Origin of the sequence: Micromonospora sp. WMMB482 (assembly GCF_019038635.1) — a bacterium.
In the GTDB taxonomy this organism is placed as follows: Bacteria; Actinomycetota; Actinomycetes; order Mycobacteriales; family Micromonosporaceae; genus Micromonospora; species Micromonospora marina.
On the sequence record NZ_JAHOPD010000020.1, the window covers coordinates 1,865,709 to 1,888,453 of the forward strand.

The following is a 22,745-nucleotide window of genomic DNA, read 5'->3' on the forward strand; positions in this document are numbered from 1 at the left end:
GGCTGACCGGGATCGGGCCGGGCGCGCCCGGCCGGCTCACCGGCGCCGTCGGGTCGTGCGGCGGGCCGACGCGGGCCGAACCGCTCGCCGGGCCGGAACCGTGGTGCGGCGGGCCGAAGCGGGCGGACCCGGCGGGCGGAGAGGGACGATGAGGCACGTTCGCCCCCGGGACGGACACCCGCCCGGTGGCACCGCCGGAACCGGAACCGGCGGACCCACGCCCGTCAACCCTCTCGGGGCGGTAGTGTGAATCTTCCCTCCCCACGGCCCCCTCCTCCCCGCTCGAAATCGCCTTGGGCGACACTACTTCGGTCCGAACACTATGCGGCGGCCGGAGCCGACGGGGGGCGTTCACCCCGCGCCGGGGGTGAGCCGCTGGTTTCCGTTAGCCAGCGTGGGCAGACGAGGGAGCGTGGAAGATGGATTTCGACGTCACGGTTGAGATCCCCAAGGGTCACCGCAACAAGTACGAGGTAGACCACGCGACCGGCCGCATCCGGCTGGACCGCACCCTCTTCACCTCCACGCAGTACCCGGCCGACTACGGGTTCATCGAGGGCACCCTGGGCGAGGACGGCGACCCGCTGGACGCGCTGGTGCTGGTGCCGGAGCCGACGTTCCCGGGCTGCCTGATCCGCTGCCGCACCATCGGCATGTTCCGGATGACGGACGAGAAGGGCGGCGACGACAAGGTTCTCTGCGTGCCCTACGAGGATCCGCGTCAGGAGCACCTGCGGGACATCCACCACCTGGGCGAGTTCGACCGGCTGGAGATCCAGCACTTCTTCGAGGTCTACAAGGACCTGGAGCCGGGCAAGTCGGTCGAGGGCGCGACCTGGGTCGGCCGGGTCGAGGCCGAGGCGGAGATCGCCGCGTCGTACCGGCGCGCCAAGGAGGCCGAGGAGCGCGGCGAGACGCTGCACTGACGCTCACACCTGCCGCAGGCCCGGGTCGCGAAACGCGACCCGGGCCTGCGCGTGTTCAAACCAGCAGGTCGCGGGCCCGGTCGTAGAGGCCGAGCACCGCGCAGGCCACCGGCACGACCGCGACCACGAGCGCGGTGTCGGTCAGGTCGGCCAGCCGGCCGAGGTACGGGGAGACCGGACGCCGGGCGTACGTGGCCCCGGCGATGACCGCCGTCAGGGCCAGGGCCAGCCCGCCCACCGTGAGCGCGAGGCGGCCACCCGGACCGGCCCGGTCGGCCAGCACCACGCCGAGCAGGGCGAACCCGGTCAGCCCGGCGACGATCGCGGGCGCCCGGTGCCGTACCGCCACGAACAGGCGGGAGCGCAGCAGCAGCACCCCGCACGCGACGGCGGCGAGCAGCAGCCCGGCGGTCCGGCCGACGGAGACGAGCACGGCGACCGCGCCGACGGCGAGCACCGCGTGGCCGAGCAGCATCCCGGTGAGCACCTCCTCGGCACGGGCCACCGCCGCGTGCACCCGCCCCCGGTCCGGCAGGTCCCGGGTGCCGGCCGGACTGGGCAGGGTGAGCGGGGGCAGCGGCAGCTTGCCGACCCGGATGGCCAGCAGCGGCAGCCCGCCGAGCGCGAACACCAGCACGGCGAGCAGGACGGCGGCGGTGCCGTCCGGGTCGAGCAGCAGCCCGCCGAGCGCGGCCGCCACGCCTGTCGATCCGACAGTCACCCCGGCCACCGAGACGCGGGACCGGCTGGCCACGCCGAGCAGGCCGAGCATCGCCGCCAGTAGCAGCGCCACCGAGCCGACGAGCAGTTCGGGGGCGCCCATCCAGCGCAGGCCGGGGATCGGGCCGACCGGGTCGCCGGAGGTGACGGCCAGCGCTCCGGCCACTGCGGCCCACGGCAGGGCGTACCCGCCGAGCGTGGCGCCGACCGGGCCGTCGCCGTACGCCCGGGACGCGGCGATGGCGGTGAGCACCAGGATCAGGGCGACCGCCGCGGCGACCGGCCAGCCACGCGCGCCCGGCCCGCCCGCGACCACGGCGACCAGCCCGACCGCAAGGGGTACGGCGGCACCTGCGAGCGCGGCGGCCCGGGTGGCGTGGCCCGACCAGGCGGCGCCTCGACGCCGGGCGCCGTCCACGATCGCCTCGACCACGTCGTCGTACTCCAGTTCGGGCCACTGCGCGCGAGCCGGCACCAGATGCAGCACCTCGCCGTCGCGGACGCCCTGCGGCAGCAGCGCCTGGGCGGTGGCGAGCACGGCGCCGTCGGTCCGGCGCAGCACCCACCCGCCGTGCCGCTCCCCGTCGTCGGCCAGACCCTCCCCGGCGTGCCGGAGCACCTCGGGCAAGAGTTCGGCCAGGGGGACCTGCTCCGGTAGGGCCACGTCGACTCGCCGCCTGGGCGCGCTGATCGTGACCCGGGCGAGCCCGCTTGTCATCGAGGCATCTCCATATGGGCGGAGGGAGTGGGCTGACGGACGAGAGGACTTTACCTACCATGAGCCAGGCTCGGGTTACCCAGAGCCACTTCCGGGGAGGGTGAGTGTCCACTGTCGTCATCAAGCGGCCACCACGCCGCCCGGCGCCGGAGATCCCGGTCGGTGAGCTGCCCGTCGAGGCGCCGCCGGAGATCCCCGCCGCGGCCGGTGGGCGCTGGCAGCAGGCGCTGATGGTGCTGCCGATGCTCGGCGGGACGGTGGCCATGGCGATGATGTTCGGCCGCGGCGGCGGTGCCTACTCGTACGTGGTGGGCGGCATGTTCGGCCTCTCCTCGCTGGCGATGCTGGTGACCACCTGGGGCAGCGCGGGGCCGAAGAAGTCCGAGCTGATGGCCGCCCGCCGGGAGTACCTGCGCCACCTGGCCACGCTCCGCCGCCGGGTGCGGGAGACCGTCGGCGCCCAGCGGGCCGGGCTGTCCTACCGCCATCCCGAGCCGGGGCGGCTCTGGTCGACAGTCGACAGTCACCGGGTCTGGGAACGCCGGCCGGGCGACCCGGACTTCGCCGTGGTCCGGGTCGGCGTGGGCCCGCAGACGCTGGCCACCCCGCTGGTCCCGCCGGTCACCCGTCCGCTGGAGGAGCTGGAACCCATGACGGCGGGGGCGCTGCGGCGCTTCCTGGACGCGTACTCGGTGGTGCCGGACCTGCCGGTGGCGCTGTCGCTGCGCAGTTTCGCCCGGGTCTTCGTGCGCGGGCCGGCCGGCCCGGTACGCGGCGCCGGATCGCCCGCCGCGCAGGCACTGGCCCGGGCGGTGCTCACCCAGCTCGCCGTCTTCCACGCGCCGGACGAGCTGCTGATCGCGGTCTGCGCCGGGCCGGAACGCCGGACCGCCTGGGAGTGGGTGAAGTGGCTGCCGCACGCCCACCATCCGGCGCGTACCGACGCGCTGGGCCCGGTGCGGCTGGTCACCAGCTCCGCCGCCGACCTGGAACGGCTGCTCGACGACGTGCTCGGCGCCCGGTCCCGGTTCAGCCCGCACGGCACGGCGACCGACGGGCCGCACGTCGTGGTGGTGCTCGACGGCGGTGACCTGACCGGCGCGACCGACCTGGCCGGTGACGGCGGCATCGACGCGGTCACCGTGCTCGACCTGGACACTCCGCCGCCCAGGCTGCTCGACCGGTACGCGCTCCTGCTCGACCTGGTCGACGGCCGGCTGCACTCGCACTCCGCCGAGGGGCACGCCGAGGTGGGCGCCGCCGACGCACTGGCGCCCGCCGACGCCGAGGCGGTGGCCCGGCGGCTCGCGCCGCTGCGGCTCGCCGGCACGGTACGCGGGCCCGATGCGCCGCCCGGCGCCGAGCTGGGCCTGCCCGAGCTGCTGGGTCTCGGCGACCCGGAGAGCTTCACCGCCGAGCAGGGCTGGGCGCCCCGGGCCGCGCGGGACCGGCTGCGGGTGCCGATCGGGGTGAGCGCCGACGGCGGGGCGATCGACCTCGACCTGAAGGAGTCGGCGCAGGACGGCATGGGCCCGCACGGCCTGCTGATCGGCGCGACCGGCTCGGGCAAGTCGGAGCTGCTGCGCACGCTCGTGCTCGGGCTCGCCGCCACGCACAGCTCGGAGCAGCTCAACTTCGTGCTCGTCGACTTCAAGGGCGGCGCCACGTTCGCGCCGTTCGAGCGGCTGCCGCACACCGCCGCCGTGATCACCAACCTGGCCGACGCGCTGCCGCTGGTGGACCGGATGGTGGACGCGATCAACGGGGAGCTGATGCGCCGGCAGGAGCTGCTGCGCCGGGCCGGCAACTTCGCGAGCGTGCGCGACTACGAGCGGGCCCGGGCGGCCGGCTCGCCGCTGGCCCCGCTGCCGTCGCTGCTGCTGATCTGCGACGAGTTCTCCGAGCTGCTGTCGGCCAAGCCCGACTTCATCGACCTGTTCGTGCAGATCGGGCGGCTGGGCCGGTCGCTCGGGGTGCACCTGCTGCTGGCGAGCCAGCGGCTGGAGGAGGGGCGGCTGCGCGGGCTGGACACGCACCTGTCGTACCGGATCGGGTTGCGGACGTTCTCGGCGCTGGAGTCCCGGACGGTGCTGGGCGTGCCGGACGCGCACGAGCTGCCGCGCAGCCCGGGGCACGGTTACCTGCGCTCGGGCACCGATCCGCTGGTCCGGTTCAAGGCCGCGTACGTGTCCGGCGCGGTCCGTCGCCGCGGTGGCGCGGCGGGCGCGTCCGGTGCCGGTGAGGCACGCGTGCTCGCGTTCTCCACCCACCTGGTCCCGGTGCCGGAGCCGCCCGCGCCCGTCGTGCCGCCCGCCGAGGACGACGGCGGCGAGACGCTGCTGGACCTGCTCGTGGACCGGCTGGCCGGGCAGGGCCCGCCCGCGCACCAGGTGTGGCTGCCGCCGCTGGACGCCTCGCCCGCCCTGGACGAGCTGCTCGGCCCGGTCGGCGCCGACGCGGTACGCGGGCTCACGGTGGCGAATCCGGAGCTGCACGGGGCGCTCCAGGTGCCGGTGGCGGTGGTGGACAAGCCGTTCGAGCAGCGGCGCGACCTGCTCTGGCTGGCGCTGGACGGCGCGGCCGGGCACGTCGCGGTGGTCGGCACCACCCGTAGCGGCCGGTCCAGTCTGCTGCGCACCCTGGTCTGCGCGCTCGCGCTCACCCACACCCCGGCCGAGGTGCAGGTCTACTGCCTCGACTTCGGCAGCGGGACGCTCGGCACGCTGCGCGACCTGCCGCACGTGGGCGGCGTCAGCGGGCGGACCGACGGCACCGCCGTGCGCCGTACCGTCGGCGAGGTCGCCGGCCTGCTGGCGGAGCGGGAGCGGCGTTTCGCCGAGGCCGGTGTGGAGTCGATGGCGGCGTGGCGACGGCGGCGGGCGGCGGGCGCGCCGGATCCGTTCGGGGACGTGTTCCTGGTGGTGGACGGCTGGAACACGCTGCGCGGCGAGTACGAGGACCTGGAACCGCTGGTCACTGAGCTCGCCACCCGGGGCCTGGCGTACGGGGTGCACGTGGTGGCGAGCGCGCTGCGCTGGTCGGACTTCCGCCCGGCGATCCGCGACCTGTTCGGCTCCCGGCTGGAGTTGCGTCTCGGCGACCCGGCGGACTCGGTGGTGGTCAAGCGGGCGCTGGCGGCCACCGTGCCGGACGAGCGTCCGGGCCGCGGCATCACGGCGGGCGGACTGCACTTCCTCACCGCCGAACCCCGCGTCGAGGGGCTCGGCGCGGAGACCGCCGACCTGGTCAAGGTGGTCGCCGGTGCGTGGACCGGTCCGCCGGCGCCCCGGGTGCGCCTGCTCCCGCCGGTGCTGCCGTACGCCGAGCTGGACCAGAGCGCGACGAGCGGGCTGGCGTTCCCGGTCGGCGTGGCCGAGGCGGACCTGTCCCAGGTGGTGCTGGACTTCGCCACCGAGCCGAACTTCCTGGTCTTCGGCGACGCCGAGTGCGGCAAGTCGTCGTTCCTGCGCGCGCTCGCCACCTCGATCGTCAACCGGTTCACCCCGGAGCAGGCCCGGGTGATGCTCGTGGACTACCGGCGCAGCCTGATGGGCGTGATCGAGACGCCGCACCTGATCGGGTACGGCACGGCGGCGCCGCACACCGCCGAGCTGATCGAGTCGGCCGCCGGCTACCTCCAGGGGCGGCAGCCGGGGCCGGAGGTGACCCCGGCGCAGCTGCGCAGCCGGTCGTGGTGGAAGGGGCCGGAGCTGTTCGTGCTCGTGGACGACTACGACCTGGTGGCGGGCGGCCCGACGAATCCGTTGCGGGCGTTGGAGGAACACCTGCCGCACGCGCGGGACGTCGGACTGCACCTGGTGCTGGCGCGGCGTACCGGCGGTGCCGGGCGGACCGCGTACGAGCCGATCGTGCAGCGGCTGCGCGAGCTGTCGACGGCCGGGCTGGTGATGTCGGGCGGCCCGGAGGAGGGCGCGCTCGTCGGTCAGGTGAAGGCCGGGCCGCTGCCCCCGGGGCGGGCGCGGATGGTCACGCGCCGGGAGGGGGTGCGCCTGGTGCAGTTGGCGCATCTCCCGCCCGGGTGATCCGCCTCGCGGAGTTGCCCCGTGACGGTCGGGACAACCGGTAATCTCCGTGCAGCATGTGTCTGACGCGACCGAACGGCTGGGGAATGTGACAGGGGATCGGCAGGGACTGCCCGGTGGGCCGCCCCGGCGTCGCGCCGGACGCGCGCTGCTCGCCGCCGTGTCGGCCGTGGCCGCCGTCGCCGCTCCGCTGGCGCCGCCGGCCCATGCCGCGCCCGCCGCCCCGGCCACAGTGGCGCGTCCCTGGGTGGCCCCCGACCGCCTGCTTCGCACCGGTCAGGTGCGCGACGAGCAGTGGCAACTGGAGGAGTTGCGGGCGAAGACCGCGTGGCGCACCTCGACCGGGCGCGGCGTGGTGGTCGCGGTGATCGACTCCGGTGTGGACGGCACCCACCCCGACCTGGCCGGTCAGGTGCTGCCCGGCCTGGATCTGGTGACGCCGGACGGCTCGGACGGCCCGGACCCGGTGGGGCACGGCACCACTGTGGCCGGGCTGATCGCGGGGCGGGCCGACGACGACCGGGGCGTGGTGGGGCTCGCACCGGACGCCAAGATTCTTCCGGTGCGGGTCCTCGACGCCGAGAACCGCTACGACGACGCGCTGATCATCGCGAAGGCGGTGCGCTGGGCGGTCGACAACGGCGCCCGCGTGGTCAACCTGTCGCTCGGCGGCAGCAGCGACAACCCGGCCCTGGCCGCGGCGCTCGACTACGCGTTCGCCCGGGACGTGGTGGTGGTCGCCTGCACCGGCAACCTGGCCACCTCGACGACCACCGAGGTCTGGTACCCGGCCCGCGAGCCGGGTGTGCTGGCGGTCGCCGGGCTGGAGCGGACGACCGAGAACCTCTGGTCCGGCTCGATCACGGGTCACGAGACCGTGCTCAGCGCTCCGGCCACCGGGCTCTACGGCGCGCGCCCGCAGGGCTACTGGCGGGTGCAGGGGACGAGCTTCGCCGCGCCGCTCGTCGCCGCGACGGCCGCCCTGGTCCGCGCGCGGTATCCGAAGATGCCGGCCGGCGACGTGGTGAACCGGCTGATCACCACCGCCCGGGATCTCGGACCGACCGGCCGGGACGACCGGTTCGGCTACGGCCTGGTCGACCCGGTGGCCGCGCTCACCGGCGACGTGCCGGCGGTGGGCCACAACCCGCTCGACGACAACGCCTCTCCCGGTGTGGTGGGCTTCGGCCCGGCGCCCGGGGACGGGCGGGACACCCGGGCCGCCGCGGCGGGCCGGGGCGGTGACCCGGTCGGGCGTTCCTCGGACGGCTGGACCGCCCGGCCGGCCGGGCAGACGGACGCCTCCGCCCCGGAGCGGCTCTGGACCGGCCTGGCCCTGTTCGTCGCGCTCGTCACCGGCACCGCGTTGATGGTTCGCCGGTTCCGGCAGACCCGTCGCTGAACCGGTCTGATCCCGCCCTGCCGTGGGTAGGGGAAGCCCCATGGACACCAGCACCGGGGCGACCGTCGCGCACCGGTCGTGGCGGAGCCGCCGCCTCGACCCCGAGCACTCGCTGGGCCTGCGGCTCACCCTGACCGTCGTCGCGGCGTTCCTGGTGCTGGTGCCGTTCGCCCTGCTCGCGCTGCTGGTGCTCGGCACCTGGCCGCCCCTGCAGCGGCTGGACGCCTCGATCGCCGAGGTGTTCCACGGGTACGCGCGGGACCATCCCGCCTGGGTCGGTGTGATGACGGTCTGGACGCACGTGTTCGGGCCCGGCCCGCTGCGGGTGGCAGCGGTCGTGCTGGTGGTCTGGCTGGTCCGGCGCGGGGCGCCCCGGCTCGCGGTCTGGGTGGTGGTGACCATGGTCGCCGGCGGGCTGCTCGGCGCGCTGCTCAAGCTGCTCGTCGGCCGGGACCGGCCGGACCTGCTCGCCCCGGTGGCCCGGGCCGCCGGCTACTCCTTCCCGTCCGGTCACGCGCTCAACGCCACGCTGGCGGCGGGTGTGCTGCTGCTGGTGTTCCTGCCGTTCGTGCGGGCCAGCGGCCGGGGCCGGGTCGCGCTGTGGACAGCCGCCCTGCTGGTCACGGTGGTGACCGGGCTCAGCCGGATCGCCCTGGGCGTGCACTGGATCAGCGACGTGGTGGGCGGCTGGGTGCTCGGGGTGGCGGTGGTGGCCGCGACCTCGGCCGCCTTCGCCACCTGGCGCAGCGGATCCGGGCGGCCGTCCGCCCACCCGCTCCGCGAGGGGGTCGAGCCGGCGCTGGCCGACCAGCGGCCGGAGAACGGCCGGGCGTAGCCGGACCCGCGCCGGGGTACAGGCGAGCCCATGTCCGATGTCGTGATCCGAGTCACCCGGCGCGTCCTGCTGCCGCTGGCCCTGCTCTTCGCGCTGATGGTCGGCCTGGGCCTGCTGGTGACCCGGGTGCTGGCCCGCACCTGGCCGTTCACCGTGGAGGACACGGTCAACCGTGAGCTGGCCGGCGACCGGACGCCGGGGTGGAACGACGTCTCGCTGGTCTTCAGCACGCTCGCCAGCACCCAGATGATCGTCGTGGTGACGGTGCTGGCGGTGCTGGTGCTGCGGCTGGTGCTGCACCGCTGGCGGGAACCGCTGTTCCTGTGCGCGGCGGTGACCGCGCAGGCGCTGATCTTCCTGTTCACCACCATGGTCATCGACCGGGTCCGCCCGGCCGTCGCGCACATGGACGCCTCCCCGCCCACGTCCAGCTTCCCGTCCGGGCACACCTCGGCGGCCACCGCGCTCTACGTCGGCCTCGCGGTGCTGCTGGCGCTGCGGGCGCGCAGCACACCGGCCAAGGTCGGCTGGTGGACGCTGCTGGTGCTGGTGCCGATCGGCGTGGCGCTCACCCGGATGTACCGGGGCATGCACCACCCCAGCGACGTGGTCGCCTCGTTCCTCAACGGCGGAACCTGCGTGGCGATCATGGCGCGGGCATTACTCGACCGCACACTCGATTGGGGCCGCGCCCGGCTGCCGCTGACCCGCTCCGGCGACGAGACGACACCGGCGGGAGCACCGGCGGGTGGTTGAGCACCGCCGGCCGGTTCAGGTGCAGTCGCCGGTGGCCACTCCCCGGGTACGCTCCGCGCCCGCGAGCGCCACCGGTCGCGCCTCGGCGGCGGTCACCGCGAAACCGGTGTTCGGGTCGTCGGCCGCCGCCGCGAAGATCACGCCGAGCACCAGGCCGTTCGACGAGACCAGCGGGCCGCCGGAGTTGCCGCTGCGCACCAGCGCCCGGATCGTGTAGATCTCCCGGTTGACGTCACCGGCCGAGTAGATGTCCGGGCCGGTGATCCGGTCGACGTCCCGGATCCGGGCCGGGCGGGCGTCGTACGGGCCGTCGAGCGGGAAGCCGAGCACGATCGCGTCAGCACCGGTGGCGGCCGGTCCGGCGGCGAAGCGCAGCGACGGTCCGGGCAGCCCGGGCACGTGGAGCACCGCCAGATCCCGGTCCGGGTCGTAGACGACGACCTCGCCGTCGTACCGCTCCCCGCGCAGTTCCACAGCCACCGATCGGGTGCCGGCCACCACGTGCGCGTTGGTCATCACCCGGTCGTCGGCGTACACGAAGCCGGAGCCCTCGATGCGGCGCGAGCAGCTCGGCGCGGAGCCCAGCACCTTCACCACCGACCGCCTGCTGTTCTGCACCACCTGGGAGTTGGCCAGCGCCGGGTCGGGCGGCGCGACCTGCCGGGCCCGGGTCGGCGCGAGGTCGCCGAACACGTCCGGGAAGCCGTTGGTGTCGACCGTGTCGCGCAGCGCGGTGGACAGGTCCTGCGCCTTGTCCGGCAGCACCTGGTCGACGACGGTGAGCAGCGCGCTGTTGCGGACCGAGGAGGCCAGCCACGGCACCGAGGAGGAGCCGAGCGGCACTGCCACCAGCCACGCCACGAGCATGACCGCGATGACCGAGATGAACGCGCCGCCGACGTCGTCGACCTTCCGGCCGGCCGGCCCGGTGATGGCGGCCCGCAGGTTGGAGCCGAGCCACCCGGCCAGTGCCTGCCCCAGCACCGCGAGCCCGAAGATCGCCACCAGGGAGATCAGTACGCGTGTGCCGCTCGCCGCGAACTGCTGCGCGATCAGCGGCCCGACCTGGAGGCCGAGCAGGGCGCCCAGGAAGAAGCCGGAGAACGACAGGGCCCCGATGACGAAGCCCTGACGGTATCCGCTGATCGCGAACACGAGCATGAGCAGAAGGAGGACGAGATCCACGGCGGACACGCCCCAAGGGTACGGGCACCGGGCCCGCGGTCGGCTCAGCGCTCGCGGAACGTGACCCGGGGATGCGTACGGGTGATCACCGCACCGGGCTCTCGTCGGCCGGCTCGGTGCCCGCCGACGGAGCGGGCGTGGCGCCGACCGGAGGCAACTCCACCACGCGCGAGTGCGGCCAGGGCCGGGACCATCCGCCCAGTTCCAGCAGCCGGTCGATCACGCCCGCGGTGAAGCCCCAGACGAGCATGCCGCGCACCGAGAAGGCCGGGCCGATCCAGCCGCTCGGGTGGCGTACCCGCATGCGGTTGTCCGGGTCGACCAGCTCGGTGACCGGCAGCCGGGCCACGTGCGCGACCTCGGCCGGCTCGCGCGGGTGCACCGGGTGCGGGTCGTGCCACCAGGCGAGCACGGGGGTGACCACGAAGTCGCTGACCGGGATCCAGAGCCGGGGCAGCTCGGCCAGCACCGTGACGCTGCCCGGGTCGAGGCCGACCTCCTCGTTCGCCTCCCGCAGCGCGGTGGCACGGGCGTCGGCGTCCTCCGGGTCGGCCGCGCCGCCGGGGAAGGCCGGCTGCCCGGCGTGGTTGCGCAGCGTCGCGGCGCGCTGGAGGACGAGCACGTCCGGCCCGGCGCCGGGCTCCTCGCCCAGCAGCACCAGCACGGCGCTCTCCCGGCCGCCGCTTTCCGGCGTGACGATGCGGGTGAAGTCCTCCGCCCGCGCGGTGCCGAGCCGGCCCAGCAGCGGGTCGAACCACAGCGGCGGCCGTCGGGTCATACCCGCACCCCGAGGTGGCGTTCGACCAGCGCGGCGAGGCGGGCGTCGTCGAGCGCGCCGGTCGCGTCGGTGTGCCGGATCCGGCCGTCGGCGTCGACCAGCACGGTGAGCGGGAACGCGTTGCGTTCGAGCGCGCGCTGGAACGCGTCGCCCTGGTCGAGCAGCATCGGGAAGTCGACGCCGAAGTCCTCGCCGATGGACTGCGCGCCGCCGCGGCTGTCCCGGCTGTTCACGCCGATCACCTGGAACCGGCCGTCGGCGCGGTCGCTGAGCCGCTGGAAGGCGGGCAGCTCCTTGCGGCACGGCGGGCACCAGGACGCCCAGACGTTGATCACCGCCGGGCCCTTGACGTCGCGCAGGTTCACCGGCGTGCCGCCGGTGAAGCAGTTGAGCGTCAGGTCGGGGAGCTGGTCTCCAGTCGATCCGGCGGGCGCCGGGGACGCCGAGGCGGGCGCGACGGTCAGCGGGGCGCAGTCGGCGAACGGCGAGGGGCGTTCGGCACGGGTCGCGGGCGCGGGACGTTCCGGCTCCTCGGCCGTGGCGGTGCAGCCCGCCGTCGCCAGCAGCAGCGGGACGAGAAGGTACGCGAGCCGGCGCATCACGGCACGTCCGCCGCGGCCGCCTGCTGCGGCACCAGGTCGGGGTCGAGGCCCACGGCGACCGCCAGGTCACGGGCCCGGGGGCCCTTGAGCAGCTTGGCCGCGGCGGCCGGCTCGGTCGGTCCGGTGCCGTACGCGGGGCACAGCTTCGTCAGCGTGCACGCGCCGCAGGCGGGCTTGCGGGCGTGGCAGACCCGGCGGCCGTGGAAGATGACCCGGTGCGACAGCATCGTCCAGTCGCGCTTGGGGTAGAGCGCGCCGATCGCGTGCTCGATCTTCACCGGGTCGGTCTCGGTGGTGAGCTGCCACCGGTGCACCAGCCGCTGGAAGTGGGTGTCGACGGTGATGCCGGGGACACCGAAGGCGTTGCCGAGGATGACGTTCGCGGTCTTGCGGCCGATCCCCGGCAGGGTCACCAGGTCGTCGAGCCGGCCGGGCACCTCGCCGTCGTACCGCTCGCAGAGCGCCCGCCCGAGGTTGATCAGGGAGTTGGTCTTGTTGCGGTAGAACCCGGTGGGCCGGATCAGCTCCTCCAGCTCGGCGCGGTCCGCCGCGGCGTAGTCGGCGGCGGTGCGGTAGCGGGCGAACAGCTTCGGCGTGACTTCGTTGACCTTCTTGTCGGTGCACTGGGCGGACAGGATCGTCGCCACCGCGAGCTCCAGCGCGTTGGAGTGGTCGAGTTCACAGTGCGCGTCGGGGTGCGTCTCGGTCAGCACCCGGCCGATGCGCCGGGCGCGGCGCGTACGGCCGAGGTCGGTCTCGGGGGAGCGCGTGGTCACGTCGGCCAGCCTACGTCGCGGGGCCGACGCTCCGGCGCCTCGGCGCGGCCGGGGTGCGCTCAGCCACCCGCCGGTGCGGTGATCTTGCCGGTCCCGTCGAGCTTCGCGCCGGTGTCCGGGAAGTCGGACCGGTTCAGGTCGCGGACCAGGCCGAGGCCGCGGTTCTGCCGGTCCACCGACGGACGGCCCACGCCGTTCATCACGGTGGAGGTGAACGTGCCGCCGACGAACGTCCCGTCGGCGGTGAGCGACACCTTGAGCACCCCGCCCCAGCCGAGCCGCCCCGAGCTGTTCAGCGACTTCCCGCCACCGGCGAAGTTGCCCAGGCTGTACGCGATCAGCCGCCCCTTGTAGAACTCCATCCCGCGCAGCACGTGCGGGCCGTGCCCGATGACCAGGTCGGCGCCGGCGTCGATGACGGTGCGGGAGAAGCGGATCGGGTCACCGCGGTTCTCGCCGAAGAACATCTCGGTGCCCGGCTTCACCCGGGTCTTGTCCGACCCTTCGGCGCCCATGTGCACCTGCACCACCACGATCTGGGCCGACTCCTTGGCCATCTCGATCACCTGCTTGGCGGCGTTCAGGTCGACCAGGCTGTTGGACCAGGGGTACGACGAGAAGCCGACCACGGCGACCTTGATGCCCTTGACGTCCACCACGGTGATCTCGCCCGGCGCGCCGGTGTGCTTGAGCCCGTGCGCCTCCAGCGCCGACTGGGTGTTCTCGTAGCCCTGGCGGCCGTAGTCGTAACCGTGGTTGTTGGCCTGGTTGAGCAGCTGGAATCCGGCCGAGCGCAGGTGCGCGGCGTAGCCGGGCGGCGCGCGGAACTGGTAGCAGTTCTTCGGCTCCGGGCCGCACTTGCCGGCGCCGGTGTCGTCGGTGAGCGGCTCCTCCAGGTTGCCCATCACCAGGTCGCCCTTGAGCGCCGACTTCACGTCGTCGAAGAAGCCCTTGCCGCCGTTGGGTGGCAGCCGGTTCGGCGCGTTGCCCATGATCACGTCGCCGGTCGCGGTCAGCGAGATCGACGGTTCCTTCGACGCGTCCGGCGCCGCCGGCTGGTCACCCGTCTCGGGCCCGGCCGAGCCGGTCGATCCGCCGCCCTGTCCCGCCTGCCATCGGGGGTCGCCGCCGGACCCGCCGGTGTCCCCGCCGCACCCGGCGACGAACAGGACGGCGACGAGCGCGGCGAACGCGGCCAGGCGCCGGCCGAGCACCGCGCGAGGCGGGCCGGGAGCGGCGGCGGGCGGTCCGGCGACGGCGGCGCGGAGGGTACGGGGCACAGAACGGGCGGGAGCGTACATCGTCGGCGACGCTACCGTCCCCGGGACGCCGCGACGAGGGCCGATCGGTCGGAAAACCCGGCGCGCCGGATATGACTGGCGCACGTCAGCCCGCCCGTCGGTCGGACCAGGGCACGACGGTCCCGGCGCCGCCGGAGCGGACGGCGGCGTGCACGGCCCGGGCCAGCGGTGCGCCCCAGGCCGACCGGGGGCCGCCGTACGGGGCCGGATCGCCGTCGGCCGGGCAGAGCACTGTCACCGCGTCGGTGGGGGTGCCGGTGGCCGGAAGTCCGAGTTCCCAGATCGCCTGCGCCTTCGCCTCGGTGGCGGTGGCCACGGCGTTGACCAGGGCGGCGTCGCCGAGCCGCACCGGCACGTACGCGACGATGTTGACGGTGCCGACGCGTTGCGCGGGCCGGGCCCGCTCGCTCGCGGCGGGCGGCGCCGGCTCGGGCACGGCGGCGGTCGGCTCCGGCGCGGCGGCCCAGACCGGCGTGCCCAGGCCGACGGTCGCCCAGACCCGGACGCCGCCGTCGGCGCGGCGGACCACCTCGCTGACGTCCACGCCGGTCAGCAGCCCGACCCCGGGGCCGTCCAGGTCGAGGCCGTGCGCCAGCTCGGCCAGGTGCGCGGCGGGGTCGTCCCGGTCGTACGACATCGGCACCGTCGCGTTCAGCACCCACCCGCGGACGCCGAGCCCTCCGCCCAGCGGCGCGGAGCCGACCGCCAGCAGCGGCGCCTCGGCCCGCCAGGCCAGCAGCGGGATGTCCCACCCGGATTCGGACCGGCTGGTCAGGAACGGCTCACACAGCACGCCGGTCACCCTACGATCACAGGTGGGAACGGGTGGCGCCGGCCCGGGCCGGAGGCGGGATCTTAGCTGCTCTCCAGGTCGGGCAGGTTACGCCCAACGATCAAGATTCCAGGGGTGCACCTCTGATTACTGCTCATGTGCGCCTAGACTGGCGGCGCGCGAGGGATCAGCGGACGGCGGACCCGGCCGACGGACGGCACGCGCAGGCGGAGGTGCGCGATGGACGAGGTACTGGCCCGCAGCGGGATCTTCCAGGGTGTCGACCCGGAGGCTGCCGAGGCGCTCGCCAAGGAGATGGAGACGATCGAGGTCCGCAAGGGCGAGATCGTGTTCAACGAGGGCGAGCCCGGCGACAGTCTCTACATCCTCCTGTCCGGCAAGATCAAGGTGGGTCGCCGCGCGGCGGACGGCCGGCAGAACCTGATCGCCGTGATGGGCCCGTCGGACATGGTCGGTGAGCTGTCGCTGTTCGACCCCGGCCCGCGTACCGCGACGGCCACGGCGGTCACCGACACCCGCCTGGTCCGGCTGCGCAAGCAGGCGCTGCGGCCGTGGCTGAACAACCGGCCCGAGATCGCCGAGCAGCTGCTGCGGGTGCTCGCCCGCCGGCTGCGCCGGACCAACGATTCGCTCGCCGACCTGATCTTCACGGACGTGCCGGGCCGGGTCGCCAAGAACCTGCTCCAGATGGCCGGCCGATTCGGCACCCGCGACGGCGGCGTGCTGCGCGTGACGCACGACCTCACCCAGGAGGAGATCGCCCAGCTCGTCGGTGCCTCCCGGGAGACCGTCAACAAGGCGCTGGCCGACTTCGCCTCGCGCGGCTGGCTGCGGCTGGACGGCAAGAGCATCATCATCCTCGACCCGGAGCGCCTGGCCCGCCGCGCGCGGGTCTGATCCTCCGTACCGGCTTCCCGGCCCGGCCCGCCACCGCGCGGAGCCGGGCCGATGCCGTCTCTGACCCAGCCGGGCCGGTGCCGTCTCTGAGCGGCCGGGCCGGTGCCGTGTCTGCCCGCCGCAGAATCGCTTGGTCCTCCCGGACCGGTGCCGCCAGGCTGGGACGATGCCCGATCGCGTCGCCGTCCTCTCCGACATCCACGGTGTGCTGCCCGCGCTGGAGGCCGTCCTGGCCGAGCCGGACGTGGCAGCCGCCGACCTGATCGTCCTCACCGGTGACCTGGCGGCCGGCCCGCAGCCGGTCGAGGTGCTGGACCGGCTGGCCGTGCTCGGTGACCGGGCCTGTTGGGTCGGCGGGAACGCCGACCGGGAGCTGGTGCAGGCAAGGGCCGGCAAGCCGTCGGCCATCGAGGTCTCCAACTGGGCCGCCGGGCAGCTCCGCGACGACCAGGTGGCCCGGCTGGCGGCGCTGCCGCCGTCCGTCACGCTGCCGGTCACCGGCCTGGGCGACGTGCTGTTCTGCCACGCCACCCCGCGCGACGACGAGGAGGTCGTGCTCGTCGACTCGCGGCTCGACCGCTGGGCCGAGGTCTTCGCCGGCCTGCCGGCCGAGGTCGGCACAGTGGTCTGCGGGCACACGCACATGCCCTTCACCCGGCTGGTCGACCGCCGCCTGGTGGTGAACCCGGGCAGCGTCGGCATGCCGTACGGGGGCGCGGGCGCCTGGTGGGCGCTGCTCGGCCCGGGCGTGCAGTTGCGCCGGACCCGCTTCGACGTGGACGCCGCCTGCGCCCGGGTCGCCGCCGAGTCCACGTTCCCGGACGCGGCGGCCTGGGCCGACGAGTACGTCCGCTCCCGCCACTCCGACGCCGACGCCCTCACGGTCTTCGCCCCGCGCGACGGCCGCTGAGGCGTTAACAAGGGGCCCTTCCTCTACCGGAGGCGTTAACAAGGTGCCCCTCCTTAAAAAAAGTCAGGCTTGACTGTTTGTTTTGGGCGGGGCACGCTGTCTGCGTGTCGAGCCGGGTCCCGCAGCAGGAGCGCAGCCGTGCCACCCAGGCCCGGCTGCTGGAGGCGACTGTCGAGTGCCTGGTCGAGCACGGCTGGTCGGGCACCACGACGACTGTGGTGGCGGCCCGCGCCGGTGTCTCCCGGGGCGCCCAGCTGCACCACTACCCCACCAAGGCCGCGCTGGTGACCGCCGCCGTCACGCACCTGACCGAGCGCCGGGCGGCCGAGCTGCGCGCCGAGGCCGCGACGCTGCCCTCCGGACCGCAGCGGCTCGACGGGGTGGTCGACCTGCTCGCCGCCTCCTTCACCGGCCCGTTGTTCGTGGCCGCGCTGGAGCTGTGGGTGGCCGCACGCACCGACGCCGAGCTGCGCGCCGCGCTGGTGCCGCTGGAGGCGCGGATCGGCCGCGAGATGCACCGGCTCACCGTGGAGCTGCTCGGCGTGGACGAGCGCAGGCCGGGCGTACGCGAGTCGGTCCAGGCCACCCTCGACCTGCTGCGCGGCCTCGGCGTGGCCAACCTGCTCAGCGACGACTCGCCCCGTCGCGCCGCCCTGCTGCACACCTGGAAACGCCAGCTCGCCACGCTGCTCACCCCCGAGAGCGAGCGGCACTGATCCCCTGACGTCCACCCCCGCCCGGAGGCACGATGGTCGACCTGACAGCTCTGCTCGCGGACCTGGCCGCCGAGTCCGAACAGCTCGACGCGCTCGTCGCGGACCTGCCGCCGGAGGGATGGGAGCGGCCGACACCGGCCCCGGGCTGGACCGTCGCGCACCAGGTCGCGCACCTGGCCTGGACCGACCACGTCGCCTACCTGGCGGCCGCCGACGAGGCCGCGTTCTTCGCCTCGGTCATGGCCGCGCCGGACCTGTCGCGCCTGGTCGAGGACGGCGCCGAGTCCTTCCTCGCGCCACCGCCCGCGCTGCTGGCCCGCTGGCGTGCCGGCCGGTCGGCGCTCGCCGGGGCGCTCGCCGCCGTCCCGGCCGGGCAGAAGATCCCCTGGTACGGCACCAGCATGTCGCAGGCGTCGATGGTGACCGCACGGCTGATGGAGACGTGGGCGCACAGCGAGGACGTGGCAGACACGCTGGGCGTCAGCCGTACCCCGACCGAGCGCCTGCGGCACATCGCGCACCTCGGCTTCCGTACCCTCGGGCACGGCTTCGCGGCCCACGGCCGCGACGTGCCCACGGCGCCGGTGCGGGTCGAGCTGACCCCACCCGCGGGCGGCGAGGTGTGGGAGTTCGGGCCGGCTGACGCGGCCGACCGGGTGACCGGCCCGGCACTCGACTTCTGCCTGCTCGTCACGCAGCGCCGGCACCGCGCCGATCTGGCCCTGACCGCCACTGGGCCGGTGGCCGACGAGTGGCTGGACGTGGCCCAGGCGTTCGCCGGCCCGCCCGGCGGCAAGCGCGAGCCCGCGAACGGCGAGGTGTCCCCGTGAGCGCGAGGAGCGAGCTTGCGAGCCCCGCAGTCGCGAACGAAGACCAGCCCGTGAGCGCGAGGAGCGAGCTTGCGAGCCCCGCAGCCGCGAACGAAGACCAGCCCGTGAGCGTGCTGCGGATCGGGAACGCGTCGGGCTTCTACGGCGACCGCTTCACCGCCTGGCGGGAGATGCTCGACGGCGGCGAGCTGGATCTGCTGACCGGTGACTACCTGGCCGAGCTGACCATGCTCATCCTCGGCCGGGACCGGATGCGCGACCCGTCGCTCGGTTACGCCAAGACGTTCCTGCGCCAGGCGGAGGGTGTACTCGGCACTGCGCTGGAGCGCGGCGTCACGCTGGTCACCAACGCGGGCGGCCTCAACCCGGCGGGGCTGGCCGACGCGATCCGGTCGCTCGGCGACCGGCTCGGCCTCCAGATCCGGGTCGGGTACGTCGAGGGCGACGCGATCCAGCGCCCGGACGCGCTGACCGCGAACGCGTACCTGGGCGCGTTCGGGATCGCGGCCTGCCTGGACGCGGGCGCGGACGTGGTGGTCACCGGGCGGGTCACCGACGCCTCGCTGGCGGTCGGCCCGGCGATCGCCCGTTTCGGGTGGACCCGCGACGACCTGGACGCGCTGGCCGGCGCGACTGTGGCCGGGCACCTGATCGAGTGCGGCGCGCAGGTCACCGGCGGCAACTTCAGCTTCTTCACCGAGCTGCCGGACGGCGGGCACCGGCCCGGATTCCCGATCGCGGAACTGCACGCGGACGGCTCGTCCGTGCTCACCAAGCACCCCGGCACCGGTGGCGCGGTAACGGTCGAGACGGTCACCGCCCAGCTGCTGTACGAGGTGGGCGGGCCGGACTACCTCGGGCCGGACGTGGTGACCCGGCTGGACACGGTACGGCTGGAGCAGGAGGGCCCGGACCGGGTACGCGTCTCAGGGGTACGCGGCACGCCGCCGCCGGCCACGCTCAAGGTGGGCGTCAACAACCTGGGCGGCTTCCGCAACTCGATGACGTTCGTGCTGTGCGGGCTGGACATCCCGGCCAAGGCGGCACTGGTCCGGGGCCAGATCGAGGAGTCGGTCGGCGCGGAGGGGCTGGAGTTCACGCTCGCCCGCACCGACCACCCGGACACCGGCGACACCGAGGCGGCGAGCGCTTTGCTGCACGTACACCTGCGGGACGGCGACAAGTCGCGGGCCGGGCGGGCGTTCTCGGCGGCCGCGGTGGAACTGGCGCTGGCCTCCTACCCGGGCTGCACGCTCACCACGCTGCCCGGTGACGCGACGCCGTACGGGGTGTTCACCGCCGACGCGATCGCGCAGGACGCTGTCGAGCACGTCGCGGTGCTGCCCTCGGGCGAGCGGGTGCCGATCCCGCCGCCCACGGTGACGAGCGGTTTGCAGGGGGCCCCTATACAACACGAGGCGTTAGAAGGGGGCCCTTCCTTGCACGGAACCCGGCGCGGGGCGCTCGGTGAGCTGGTCGGGGCGCGGTCGGGCGACAAGGGCGGCGACGCGAACCTGGGCGTCTGGGCCCGTACCGACGCGACCTGGCCCTGGCTGCGCGACTGGCTGACAGTGGAGCGGCTCGCCGAACTGCTGCCGGAGACCGCGTCGCTCACTGTCGAGCGGTACGAGCTGCCGAACCTGCGCGCGGTCAACTTCGTGATCCGAGGGCTGCTCGGGCAGGGCGTGGCCGCCTCCACCCGCTTCGACCCCCAGGCCAAGGCGCTCGGCGAGCTGCTGCGCTCGCGGGTGGTCGACCTTCCGGCGGAGGTTCCGGCATGACCATCGTGGACACGCCGGAACGCCGGCAACTCCGTGAGCTGACCCGCTCGTTCGTCACCCGTGAGGTGCTGCCGCACCTGGCCGACTGGGAGCGGGCGGGCGAGGTGCCCCGGTCGCTGCACGAGACCGCCGCGAAGATCGGCCTGCTCGGCATCGGCTTCCCGGAGTCGGTCGGCGGCAGTGGCGGTGACCTGCTCGACTCGATGGTGGTCACCGAGGAGATCATCCGCTCGGGCGGGTCGTCCGGGCTGGTCGCCGCCCTGTTCACGCACGGGATCGCGCTGCCGCACATCGTCGCCGCTTGCGGCGACAACGGAGGCTCAGGCGGAGGCGGTCCGCAGCATCTCATCGAGAGGTACGTCCGGCCCACGCTGGCCGGGACCATGATCGGCGCGCTGGCGATCACCGAGCCGGACGGCGGCTCGGACGTGGCGGGCATCCGCACTTGCGCGGTACGCGACGGCGACCACTACGTCGTCAACGGGTCCAAGACGTACACCACCAGCGGGGCCCGCGCCGACTTCGTCACCACTGCGGTCTGCACCGACTTCCCCGGTTCGGGCTCGGTGAGCCTGCTGGTCATCGACAGGGGCACGCCCGGGTTCACAGTGGGGCGGCGGCTGGAGAAGCTGGGCTGGCACTGCTCGGACACCGCCGAACTGTCCTTCGCCGACGTCCGGGTGCCGGTGACGAACCGGGTCGGCCCGGAGGACACCGGCTTCCTCGCCATCATGCAGCAGTTCGCCAACGAGCGGCTGTCGCTCGCCACCCAGGCGTACGCCACCGCGCAGCGTTGTGTGGACCTGGCCGTGCAGTGGTGCCGGGACCGCTCCACGTTCGGCCGGCCGCTCGTCGGGCGCCAGGTCGTCCGGCACAGGCTGGCCGAGATGCACAGCCGCACCGACGCGGCGCGGGCGTACGTGCACGACGTCGCCGAGCGGGTGGCCGCCGGGCAGCCGGTGGTGACCGAGGTGGCCATGGCGAAGAACGTCGCGGTGGCCACCTGCGACTGGGTGGTCGACGCGGCGCTGCAACTGCACGGCGGGTTCGGTTACATGCGCGACGCCGAGGTCGAGCGGCACTACCGGGACGCCCGTCTGCTCGGCATCGGCGGCGGCACCACCGAGATCATGAACGAGATCATTGCGAAGGGCATGGGCCTATGAGCACGACTGTCCTGCAGAGCACCGTCGACCCGTCCGCGCCCGCCTTCACCGCCAACCGGGAGGCGCTGCTGGAACGCCTCGCCGAACTGGAGGCGGCGCTCGACCAGGCCCGTGGCGGTGGCGGCGAGAAGTACGTGACCCGGCACCACGGTCGCGGCAAGCTGCTCCCCCGCGAGCGGATCGAACTGCTGCTCGACCCGGACAGCCCGTTCCTGGAGCTGTCGTCGGTGGCCGCGTACGGCACCGACTTCCCGGTCGGCGCCAGCACCGTGACCGGCATCGGCGTGGTCGAGGGCGTCGAGTGCCTCATCGTGGCGAACGACCCGACGGTACGCGGCGGCGCGATCAACCCGTGGTCCCTGGCGAAGACCCGGCGGGCGGGTGAGATCGCGGCGGCCAACCGGCTGCCGATGGTGAACCTGGTCGAGTCGGCCGGCGCGGACCTGCCCACCCAGGCGGAGATCTTCATTCCCGGCGGCCGGGTGTTCCGTGATCTGACCCGGCTCTCCGCGCAGGGGATCCCGACCGTGAGCGTGGTCTTCGGCAACGCCACCGCCGGCGGCGCGTACGTGCCGGGTATGTCGGACTTCACCATCATGATCCGGGACCGGTCGCAGGTCTACCTGGCCGGGCCGCCGCTGGTGAAGATGGCCACCGGCGAGGTCACCGACGACGAGTCGCTCGGCGGCGCGGCGATGCACGCCACCACGTCCGGCCTGGCCGACTTCCTCGCCTCCGATGAGCGCGACGGCATCCGGCTGGCCCGGCAGTGCGTCCGCCGGCTCAACTGGCGCAAGCACGGCCCCCCGCCGCGCAACCCCCACCCGCTGCCACCCCGGTACGACCCGGAGGAGTTGCTCGGCATCGCCAGCGCCGACCTGAAGGTGCCGTTCGACCCGCGCGAGGTGCTGGCCCGGGTGCTCGACGACAGCGCGTTCGACGAGTTCAAGCCCGGCTACGGCACCGCGCTGGTCACCGGCTGGGGTGAGCTGAACGGGTACCCGGTCGGCGTGCTGGCGAACGCCCGGGGCGTGCTGTTCAGCCAGGAGGCGCAGAAGGCGACCCAGTTCATCCAGCTCGCCAACGCGGCGGACACGCCGCTGGTCTTCCTCCAGAACACCACCGGCTACATGGTCGGCACCGAGTACGAGCAGCGCGGCATCATCAAGCACGGCGCCCTGATGATCAACGCGGTGTCGAACTCGAAGGTGCCGCACCTGACCGTCAACCTGGGCGCCTCCTACGGCGCCGGCAACTACGGCATGTGCGGCCGGGCGTACGAGCCGCGGTTCCTGTTCACCTGGCCGAACGCGAAGTCGGCGGTGATGGGCCCGGCGCAGCTCGCCGGTGTGCTGTCCATCGTGGCCCGGCAGGCGGCCGCCGCTCGGGGACGCGAGTACGACGAGGACACCGACGCCGCCATGCGGATGATGGTCGAGCAGCAGATCGAGTCGCAGTCCGGCGCGCTGTTCCTGTCCGGGCGGCTCTACGACGACGGGGTGATCGACCCCCGGGACACCCGTACCGTCCTCGGGCTGTGCCTGTCGGCGGTCCACAACGGACCGGTGAAGGGCGCCGACGGTTTCGGCGTCTTCCGGATGTAGGGGGTC

19 protein-coding genes are annotated in these 22,745 nt (G+C 74.2%); 12 read left to right on the forward strand and 7 right to left on the reverse strand.

What is annotated here, in order from left to right; translation table 11 throughout:
• Positions 1–419 precede the first annotated feature (419 nt).
• Positions 420–926: an inorganic diphosphatase gene (locus tag KSK32_RS09685; protein WP_013288994.1), complete on the forward strand. Its 507-nt coding sequence runs from the start codon at positions 420–422 to the stop codon at positions 924–926.
• Between the two features lie 55 nt (positions 927–981).
• Here KSK32_RS09685 and eccD read toward each other — a convergent pair whose 3' ends face one another.
• The gene (gene eccD, locus KSK32_RS09690; RefSeq protein WP_216930556.1) at positions 982–2,364 is read right to left on the reverse strand and encodes a type VII secretion integral membrane protein EccD; all 1,383 of its coding nucleotides are present in this window, start codon (positions 2,362–2,364) and stop codon (positions 982–984) included.
• Between the two features lie 104 nt (positions 2,365–2,468).
• On the opposite strand from eccD, the gene eccCa reads away from it, so the two are divergent.
• The 4 genes from eccCa to KSK32_RS09710 all read left to right on the forward strand — a co-directional run bounded on the left by eccCa (position 2,469) and on the right by KSK32_RS09710 (position 9,400).
• Positions 2,469–6,407 carry a type VII secretion protein EccCa gene (gene eccCa / locus KSK32_RS09695; RefSeq protein WP_216930558.1) on the forward strand — a complete coding sequence of 1,313 codons (3,939 nt, stop codon included), beginning with the start codon at positions 2,469–2,471 and terminating at the stop codon, positions 6,405–6,407.
• Between the two features lie 109 nt (positions 6,408–6,516).
• Positions 6,517–7,809: a type VII secretion-associated serine protease mycosin gene (gene mycP, locus KSK32_RS09700; protein ID WP_254187746.1), complete on the forward strand. Its 1,293-nt coding sequence runs from the start codon at positions 6,517–6,519 to the stop codon at positions 7,807–7,809.
• Positions 7,810–7,849: 40 nt separating this feature from the next.
• Positions 7,850–8,644, forward strand: coding sequence for a phosphatase PAP2 family protein (locus KSK32_RS09705; protein WP_216930561.1), 795 nt, complete (start codon positions 7,850–7,852; stop codon positions 8,642–8,644).
• A 30-nt stretch (positions 8,645–8,674) separates the two neighbouring features.
• Positions 8,675–9,400, forward strand: coding sequence for a phosphatase PAP2 family protein (locus KSK32_RS09710; RefSeq protein WP_216930563.1), 726 nt, complete (start codon positions 8,675–8,677; stop codon positions 9,398–9,400).
• 15 nt (positions 9,401–9,415) lie between these two features.
• Here KSK32_RS09710 and KSK32_RS09715 read toward each other — a convergent pair whose 3' ends face one another.
• The 6 genes from KSK32_RS09715 to KSK32_RS09740 all read right to left on the reverse strand — a co-directional run bounded on the left by KSK32_RS09715 (position 9,416) and on the right by KSK32_RS09740 (position 14,835).
• Positions 9,416–10,594, reverse strand: coding sequence for a MarP family serine protease (locus KSK32_RS09715; protein ID WP_216930565.1), 1,179 nt, complete (start codon positions 10,592–10,594; stop codon positions 9,416–9,418).
• A gap of 76 nt (positions 10,595–10,670) precedes the next feature.
• Complete coding sequence (locus KSK32_RS09720; protein ID WP_216930567.1) at positions 10,671–11,363, reverse strand: CoA pyrophosphatase; 693 nt, start codon at positions 11,361–11,363, stop codon at positions 10,671–10,673.
• Entirely contained in the window at positions 11,360–11,965 is a 606-nt protein-coding gene (locus KSK32_RS09725) for a TlpA disulfide reductase family protein (RefSeq protein ID WP_216930568.1), read from the reverse strand. Before KSK32_RS09725 ends, KSK32_RS09720 begins: the two co-directional genes overlap by 4 nt.
• A complete protein-coding gene (gene nth / locus KSK32_RS09730; RefSeq protein WP_216930569.1) occupies positions 11,962–12,741 on the reverse strand; it encodes an endonuclease III in 780 nt (259 codons plus the stop codon). Before nth ends, KSK32_RS09725 begins: the two co-directional genes overlap by 4 nt.
• Positions 12,742–12,800: 59 nt before the next feature.
• Positions 12,801–14,042 (reverse strand): CapA family protein, encoded by a 1,242-nt coding sequence (locus KSK32_RS09735; protein ID WP_254186995.1) that lies wholly within the window; start codon positions 14,040–14,042, stop codon positions 12,801–12,803.
• An 85-nt stretch (positions 14,043–14,127) separates the two neighbouring features.
• Positions 14,128–14,835 (reverse strand): adenosylcobinamide amidohydrolase, encoded by a 708-nt coding sequence (locus KSK32_RS09740; protein WP_216930571.1) that lies wholly within the window; start codon positions 14,833–14,835, stop codon positions 14,128–14,130.
• Between the two features lie 219 nt (positions 14,836–15,054).
• On the opposite strand from KSK32_RS09740, the gene KSK32_RS09745 reads away from it, so the two are divergent.
• From KSK32_RS09745 to KSK32_RS09775, 7 genes are all read left to right on the forward strand, one after another.
• Complete coding sequence (locus KSK32_RS09745; RefSeq protein WP_007466162.1) at positions 15,055–15,732, forward strand: Crp/Fnr family transcriptional regulator; 678 nt, start codon at positions 15,055–15,057, stop codon at positions 15,730–15,732.
• Positions 15,733–15,898: 166 nt separating this feature from the next.
• Positions 15,899–16,642, forward strand: coding sequence for a metallophosphoesterase (locus KSK32_RS09750; RefSeq protein ID WP_216930572.1), 744 nt, complete (start codon positions 15,899–15,901; stop codon positions 16,640–16,642).
• 104 nt (positions 16,643–16,746) lie between these two features.
• Complete coding sequence (locus KSK32_RS09755; RefSeq protein ID WP_216930575.1) at positions 16,747–17,358, forward strand: TetR/AcrR family transcriptional regulator; 612 nt, start codon at positions 16,747–16,749, stop codon at positions 17,356–17,358.
• Between the two features lie 32 nt (positions 17,359–17,390).
• Positions 17,391–18,188: a TIGR03084 family metal-binding protein gene (locus tag KSK32_RS09760; RefSeq protein ID WP_216930577.1), complete on the forward strand. Its 798-nt coding sequence runs from the start codon at positions 17,391–17,393 to the stop codon at positions 18,186–18,188.
• Positions 18,189–18,292: 104 nt separating this feature from the next.
• The gene (locus KSK32_RS09765; RefSeq protein ID WP_216930588.1) at positions 18,293–19,969 is read left to right on the forward strand and encodes an acyclic terpene utilization AtuA family protein; all 1,677 of its coding nucleotides are present in this window, start codon (positions 18,293–18,295) and stop codon (positions 19,967–19,969) included.
• Positions 19,966–21,135: an acyl-CoA dehydrogenase family protein gene (locus KSK32_RS09770; protein WP_216930590.1), complete on the forward strand. Its 1,170-nt coding sequence runs from the start codon at positions 19,966–19,968 to the stop codon at positions 21,133–21,135. Before KSK32_RS09765 ends, KSK32_RS09770 begins: the two co-directional genes overlap by 4 nt.
• Positions 21,132–22,739: an acyl-CoA carboxylase subunit beta gene (locus tag KSK32_RS09775; protein WP_216930592.1), complete on the forward strand. Its 1,608-nt coding sequence runs from the start codon at positions 21,132–21,134 to the stop codon at positions 22,737–22,739. Before KSK32_RS09770 ends, KSK32_RS09775 begins: the two co-directional genes overlap by 4 nt.
• The last annotated feature ends 6 nt before the right edge of the window (positions 22,740–22,745 follow it).